This window comes from Sphingobacterium shayense, from assembly GCF_013179575.1.
GTDB classification, from domain to species: Bacteria; Bacteroidota; Bacteroidia; order Sphingobacteriales; family Sphingobacteriaceae; genus Sphingobacterium; species Sphingobacterium shayense.
In genome coordinates this window covers 1-6890 of sequence record NZ_JABMCQ010000196.1, presented here as the reverse complement: position 1 = coordinate 6890, position 6890 = coordinate 1, and the positions used below count along the sequence as shown (strand labels likewise).

8 protein-coding genes are annotated in these 6890 nt (G+C 38.7%); 7 read left to right on the top strand and 1 reads right to left on the bottom strand.

What is annotated here, in order from left to right; translation table 11 throughout:
• The 7 genes from HP439_RS16935 to HP439_RS16905 all read left to right on the top strand — a co-directional run.
• Positions 1-602 (top strand): phenylalanine--tRNA ligase subunit beta-related protein (locus tag HP439_RS16935; RefSeq protein WP_484592852.1); only part of this gene is annotated, 602 nt, incomplete at its 5' end.
• 34 nt (positions 603-636) lie between these two features.
• On the top strand, positions 637-945 hold the full coding sequence (locus tag HP439_RS16930; RefSeq protein ID WP_172391522.1) for a hypothetical protein: 309 nt from the start codon (positions 637-639) through the stop codon (positions 943-945).
• 47 nt (positions 946-992) lie between these two features.
• Positions 993-1283 carry a cell division protein ZapA gene (locus tag HP439_RS16925; protein WP_172391521.1) on the top strand — a complete coding sequence of 97 codons (291 nt, stop codon included), beginning with the start codon at positions 993-995 and terminating at the stop codon, positions 1281-1283.
• Between the two features lie 249 nt (positions 1284-1532).
• Entirely contained in the window at positions 1533-3086 is a 1554-nt protein-coding gene (rny, locus tag HP439_RS16920) for a ribonuclease Y (RefSeq protein WP_172391520.1), read from the top strand.
• 107 nt (positions 3087-3193) lie between these two features.
• On the top strand, positions 3194-3724 hold the full coding sequence (locus tag HP439_RS16915) for a DUF962 domain-containing protein (protein WP_172391519.1): 531 nt from the start codon (positions 3194-3196) through the stop codon (positions 3722-3724).
• Between the two features lie 195 nt (positions 3725-3919).
• Positions 3920-5548, top strand: a complete 1629-nt coding sequence (gene pruA, locus HP439_RS16910; protein ID WP_172391518.1) for an L-glutamate gamma-semialdehyde dehydrogenase — start codon at positions 3920-3922, stop codon at positions 5546-5548.
• A 123-nt stretch (positions 5549-5671) separates the two neighbouring features.
• Positions 5672-6556 (top strand): AraC family transcriptional regulator, encoded by an 885-nt coding sequence (locus HP439_RS16905; RefSeq protein ID WP_172391517.1) that lies wholly within the window; start codon positions 5672-5674, stop codon positions 6554-6556.
• A 59-nt stretch (positions 6557-6615) separates the two neighbouring features.
• On the opposite strand, the gene HP439_RS16900 is transcribed toward HP439_RS16905, so the two are convergent.
• Positions 6616-6890: SIMPL domain-containing protein (locus HP439_RS16900; RefSeq protein WP_172391516.1), on the bottom strand; the 275-nt coding region annotated here is incomplete at its 5' end.

Here is a 6890-nt window from a genome sequence, read left to right as displayed (position 1 = left end):
CTCTTGCAGGAAATCACGTCGACGAACAATGGCAATCTCCGGAAAAAAAGACAAATTTTTATCATATAAAGTCTGCCGTTGACGCCATTATAAAGCGCTTGAATATTGTTGGATTGCAGACGATCGAAGAGGAAGGAACTTATTTCGAGTATGGCTTAAACTATATGAAGGGACAAAAAACATTAGTGTCTTTTGGTAGTGTATCGCCGGAACGCTTGAAAAAAGCGGACGTGGATGGTAAAGTTTATTTTGCAAACTTTGATTGGGATTTGATGCTCAAAGTAATTGCCAAAAATACTATCAGGTTTAAAGAAGTTCCTAAGTTTCCTTCGGTGCGCCGGGATTTGGCCCTTTTGGTTGATGAATCAGTTACGTTTGATCAACTACGACTTATCGCTATCAAATCGGAAAAGAAGCTTCTCAAAGAGGTTAATATTTTTGATGTTTATAAGGGGGATAAGCTTCCTGAAGGAAAGAAATCGTATGCATTGAGTTTTATCATTCAAGATGAGGAAAAAACGTTAAATGACAAGCAAATTGAAGGAATAATTAAAAAATTAATGCTTAACTTTGAGAAAGAGATCGGTGCTAGCGTACGCTAGATACGGAATTTTAAGTTTAATTGCGAAGTAAAATATGGCTACATTATCTACACAAATGAATATTATCGTTGAGAAAACGAAGAACCTTATTCAGTTGTGCGATGCCCTTCAAGAGGAAAATGACTTGTTAAAATTAGAGGTTCAGTCTTTGCAAGTCGCTTTTCAAACGAGCACTGATAAAGTGAAGCAGTTGGAAGAAAAGCTTAAGGCTATGGCCGTTGCGAAAACTTTAGAAGAACCGAGAACAGATAACGTAGCAATAAATGAAAAAATACTTGACACAAAGCAAAAAATTAACGATTTTGTGCGAGAAATAGACAGATGTATCGGCCTGCTGAAATAGGGAGAGAAGGAGGGATAGGCTAATAACGTTATTTAAGCTCAACGACCATGGGAGAAATCTCCATAAAAATAAATATCGCAGATCGTGTGTACCCTTTAAGGGTTACGACAGAAGAAGAGGAAGTGATTAGACACGCGGCGAAATTGGTTAACGAAAAAATAAAAGAATTGCAGGATAATTATGCTGTACGTGATAAGCAGGATTTGTTGTCGATGTGTGTGTTGCAATATGCCACGGGGATGATCAAAGCTGAGCGTAATGCACAGCAACATGAAGTCGGACTCGAAGAAAAAGTTCATGAGCTCGATGATATCCTAAGTAATTTCTTTAGTAAATAAAAGTATTGTTCTTTATATCAGAGCTTTATAACAACGAATTTGCCGCAATTAAATTCGGGTTGTCACTATTTTAAACTTAACGCTTCAATATCACGAGCGAACAAAGATGTAGGCCATTTTGCGTAAGCCATCTAGGTCACGATCAATCGCTCAAATCATGTGTAATCGAAGTTTAATAATACATGGGACCTGTTCATTTAATTGCGGTTTTTTTTTAGAAAAAATTAGAATTATATATAATAAATACAAATGGAAACAACAATTTCGATTATAGTTTCGCTAATTATTGGTGTTGTTATCGGCCGGTTTTTGTTGCAATTATTGTTCAAAAAGCAAGAACAATCAGCGAAAGAAACGGCGGAACGCATTATCAAAGAGGCGGAACAACAAGGCGAGCATTATAAAAAGCAACGCGGGTTGGAGGCTAAAGAAAAATTTTTACAACTGAAGTCTGAGCATGAGAAAGAGGTCAATCAGCGCAATAATTCCATCATACAGAAGGAGAACACATTGCGCCAGAAAGATCAATCGTTAAATCAAAAACTAGAAAATCTAAATCGGGAAAAACAAGAATTAGATGCTAAAAGCAAGAAGCTTGATCAACTGATCGAAGTCAATGAGAAGAAATCGGAAGAAGTTGATCAAATAAAAAGTCAACATATTAAACAGCTAGAAACAATTGCTGGTCTGTCTGCTGAAGAAGCCCGCGATCAATTGGTGAGTTCTCTGCGTGAAGAAGCCCGTTCTCAGGCTATTATGCAGATTAAAGATGTAGTTGATGAAGCTAAATTGACAGCGTCTAAAGAGGCTAAGAAAGTCGTTATTCAAACTATTCAGCGTACAGCAACAGAATCAGCGATAGAAAACACTGTTTCAATTTTCAATATCGAAAACGACGAAATTAAAGGACGTATTATTGGTCGGGAAGGACGGAATATACGTGCGTTAGAAGCTGCTACGGGCGTGGAGATAATCGTTGACGACACACCAGAGGCGATAATTTTGTCGGGATTTGATCCCGTACGACGTGAGATTGCAAGGCTCTCATTACACCGTTTAGTTACAGATGGACGTATTCACCCGGCACGTATTGAAGAAGTAGTTGCTAAAACACGGACACAGATAGAGGATGAAATAGTTGAAATTGGTGAACGTACGGCGATAGATTTAGGAATTCATGGATTACACCCCGAGTTGATTCGTATGGTGGGTAGAATGCGTTACCGTTCATCTTATGGACAAAATTTATTACAGCACTCTCGGGAAGTTGCGAACTTTGCGGCGACGATGGCCGCAGAATTGGGTTTAAATGTTAAGTTTGCTAAGCGGGCCGGTCTGTTACATGACATTGGTAAGGTACCTGACGATAACCCTGAGTTACCACATGCAATTTTGGGTATGCAACTTGCTGAAAAATATAAGGAGCACCCTGAAGTGTGCAACGCAATTGGTGCTCACCACGATGAGATTGAAATGACCTCGCTAATTTCACCCGTTGTCCAGGCCTGTGATGCAATTTCTGGTGCACGTCCAGGTGCTCGCCGTGAAGTTGTTGAAAGTTACATTAAGCGATTAAAGGAGCTGGAAGAACTCGCTCTTTCTTATCCTGGTGTCGAAAAAACATTTGCTATACAGGCGGGACGTGAACTTCGGGTTGTGGTCGAATCCGAAAAGGTCACTGACGCACAATCTGAGATTTTAGCAGCGGACATATCTAATCGTATTCAGACCGAAATGACCTACCCAGGTCAGATCAAAGTAACTGTAATTCGCGAGACGCGTTCGGTGTCTTACGCTAAATAATAATATCTACCAATTTGCATAAAAGGACGTCTTTTTAAAGACGTCCTTTTTTGATGATTTGACAAGAGGTCGACAAGACCTTTTGTTAAATTTATTACCTTTGCAACATGAAAAAAAGGGATAAGAATGTTACCTCAAAGCCTACGTTTGAAAGAGAACTCGACGAAGTGTTCTATGCGATGGATCGACGTTATGTTAACGGTAGTCGATTCTTATATATTATTAGCATAGCTTGCTTTTTTTTCGGCGTAATGGGTCTGATTTGGATGATTCCGTTTCCACAATTTGAATTTCTTATATCAGTAAACATGCATACATTTCTGAATTGGGGTTCATTTTATATAGCGATAATTATTTACTTTTATTTACGTTTGGCTCCGACGCTTTCTTACGCAATGTTGTTCACTATCGGAATTATGAGCTTTTTTATTGTCCAATTTGAGTACCTAGAACGAGACGGGGGGCCTGCCGTTTGGTTAGTTAGCCTAATGTTTGCAATATTTGGGTTTATAGGCCTATACCTAAATTCAAGGAGGGAATCGCCAGCCGTGTCTTTGAAGGAACTGTGGAGGTTAATTACGATTGGTCCAATTTGGTATTGGTCAAAGGCGTTCAATAAACTTAGTATAAAGTATTAGTCACTCTTTTTCCCGAAAACTCGACGACATAAGTTGAGCTATAATTTTTCAATCCATTTTAATAACGTATTTTTGCCTTATAATATATAATGCGGATTTATTTTGGCAATATAGGTTTATGGATAGGCAGTATTTGTAAATGGTTTGTCTATTGTAAGCCGTAATTTTATTCTACATTTTAAAATTAGAAATATTATGTTAAAAGGATTTTTTAATGTTCCTGTGCCGACTAACGAACCGGTAAACTCTTATGCTCCAGGAACAAGGGAACGAGAGTTGCTGGAAGCCGCTATTAAGGAAGCTAGGGCGCAGCAAACAGATATACCTATGTATATTGGTGGAAAAGAAGTGAGAACGGATCGAAAAGGTCAAATTACGCCTCCGCATGATCATCAACATGTTCTTGGTCACTTTCATCAAGGAGAAAAAAGCCACGTAACGGCAGCGATTGATGCAGCACTTGCCGCAAAGGCAGACTGGGAGAGACTTTCTTGGGAACAACGAGCAGCGATATTTTTGAAAGCCGCTGAATTAGCTTCTACGAAATACCGGTATAAACTAAATGCTGCTACAATGTTAGGGCAATCAAAAAATCCATATCAGGCTGAGATTGATTCGGCGTGTGAATTTACGGACTTCCTTCGTTTTAATGTGGCGTATATGAGTGAAATCTATAGCCAACAGCCTCCTGCAAATAGCAAAGGTGTTTGGAATAGGGTAGAACAAAGACCGCTAGAAGGTTTTGTTTTCGCATTAACTCCGTTCAATTTCACGGCTATTGCAGGGAATTTACCTTCGTGTGTAGCGATGATGGGGAATGTAGTTGTTTGGAAACCGTCAAATACACAGATTTACTCTGCAAACGTATTGATGGAAATCTTCCGCGAGGCTGGTTTACCAGATGGGGTTATAAACTTAATTTATGTCTCCGGACCTGTTGCCGGTGATGTTATTTTCAAACACCCAGATTTTTCAGGCATTCATTTTACAGGATCCACAGGTGTTTTCCAAGATATTTGGAAGACTATTGGCGAAAATATACATCAATATAAAACGTATCCACGCATCGTTGGTGAAACAGGTGGAAAAGATTTTATCGTTGCTCACCCTTCAGCAGATATAAAGGTATTAAACACCGCATTGGTAAGGGGTGCTTTCGAATATCAGGGACAAAAATGTTCTGCTGCTTCGCGCGCTTACATTCCTGCTTCTCTTTGGGGTGAATTACGTGAGCGTATGAGTGAAGACATCGGTTCATTTAAAATTGGAGGCACAGAAGACTTTAGTAATTTTATAAACGCCGTTATCGATGAAAAAGCGTTCGATAAGATTGCCTCTTACATAGATCGCGCTAAAGAATCTGAAGATGCCGAAGTCGTAATTGGTGGCAGTTATGATAAATCTAAAGGATATTTTATTCACCCGACTGTAATTCTCGCGAAGACTCCGGATTACGAAACGCTTTCAGAGGAACTATTCGGTCCTGTATTAACGATTTATGTTTATCAGGACGATAAGTTCGAAGAAACATTAGATCTTGTTGATAAAACATCGATTTATGCTTTAACGGGATCCATCATTTCTCAAGATCGCTACGCGGTAGAAAAAGCTACTCAGGTCTTACGTAATGCTGCAGGTAACTTCTATATAAATGATAAATGTACCGGCGCTGTCGTTGGTCAGCAACCATTTGGCGGAGCGCGTGGCTCGGGAACGAACGACAAAGCAGGTTCCATGATCAATTTATTACGATGGGTTTCGCCTCGCACGATTAAAGAAACGTTTAACCCAGATACAGATTATCGTTACCCATTTCTTGGATAATTAACACTGATTAGGCGGTATACGATTTACCACTGTCTTATAAATATTTTCTAAAATAAGGACCTAGCTAGTTTTATCTTGATACAGGATTAGCTGGTCCTTTTTCTATTATGACCAGATAGGATGAAAAACCACGATTATCGAAAACCAATAGAGTTTACAGTTCCTGCACATGGCGAAGGCGCGTTTTACGTGATGGAGGATATCGGAAATGACTTTTATGGCTATTACCACCGTCACCGAGAGTTTCAACTAAGTTATATAGTCCGCGGTAATGGCTCATTAATTGTAGGAAATCTCTTACGTCCCTGTTATGAAAATGAAGTGTTTTTATTGAAACCGAATGATCCTCATTTGTTTTTTAAAGAAGAAAGTTTGGGAGAAGATACTACTGTACATATTGTGCATCTTTTTTTCTCATTGGAAAAACTAGAATCTTTTTTTGGGATGGCTGAATTGCAGTCAATGCGAAATTTATTTTACAACATGTCTTCGAGTAAGATGCTGAAAGGAAATTTAGCCCAACCTATTAAGGATGCCTTCCTACAGTTACATAACGAGGATGGATCTCATAAATTAATTCGCATATTGCAAATCTTCGAATATATACGTCAACATGAAAATGATTTGGTCTCGCTTTATTCCGGGTTAAATAAAATGGATTTTCAAGATTTTGACGGTGTAAGAATTAATGCTGTAGTTAAATATGCGATCAGCAATTACAAACGAAATGTAATGGTTGAAGAAGTGGCTTCATTGATTCATATGACACCTACGGCGTTTTGTAAGTTCTTTAAAAAACATACGAAAAAAACGTTTATTTCTTTTTTAAATGAACTGCGAATTGAAAAGGCTTGTCAAATGTTGGTTAACCGCCGCGTGGAAAGCATTTCCGAAGCGGCTTATCAATGTGGTTTTAACACCGCGGTGCATTTCAACCGCGTATTTAGAAGTATAATGCACGTTTCACCACGCGTATTCATTGAAAACCATTCTGTAGAAAAATAAAACTTTAGTTTCTGGAATAGAGTTAGAATGGAAGCGTAATGCTTGTTTAACTTTGGTAATTAGTTGGCACTGTAATTCGCTTTAACCGTGATGTTTGCAGTCTTGTTTCGCGATGACGTATTAAATGCTCCTCCAGAAGAATAATCCTCATTTTCATTTTGACCGGTAATCTGAAAGATACCTAAATCAGCTCTTACTAAATCTCCGAGTGAACTTCCCGCTTCCGATGCGATATTGTGTGCTCGTTGTTTCGCGTTGTTCGAAGCTTGTGATATAAGTTCGAGTTTAAGATCTTCTAACTTCGAATAATAATAGTTTGGCGAATTGGAGCTGA

Bases quoted from the DNA above. Each gene is read 5' to 3' on its own strand.
- HP439_RS16930 (WP_172391522.1), top strand. From the start codon at position 637: ATGGCTACATTATCTACACAAATGAATATTATCGTTGAGAAAACGAAG.
- HP439_RS16925 (WP_172391521.1), top strand. From the start codon at position 993: ATGGGAGAAATCTCCATAAAAATAAATATCGCAGATCGTGTGTACCCT.
- rny (WP_172391520.1), top strand. From the start codon at position 1,533: ATGGAAACAACAATTTCGATTATAGTTTCGCTAATTATTGGTGTTGTT.
- HP439_RS16915 (WP_172391519.1), top strand. From the start codon at position 3,194: ATGAAAAAAAGGGATAAGAATGTTACCTCAAAGCCTACGTTTGAAAGA.
- pruA (WP_172391518.1), top strand. From the start codon at position 3,920: ATGTTAAAAGGATTTTTTAATGTTCCTGTGCCGACTAACGAACCGGTA.
- HP439_RS16905 (WP_172391517.1), top strand. From the start codon at position 5,672: ATGAAAAACCACGATTATCGAAAACCAATAGAGTTTACAGTTCCTGCA.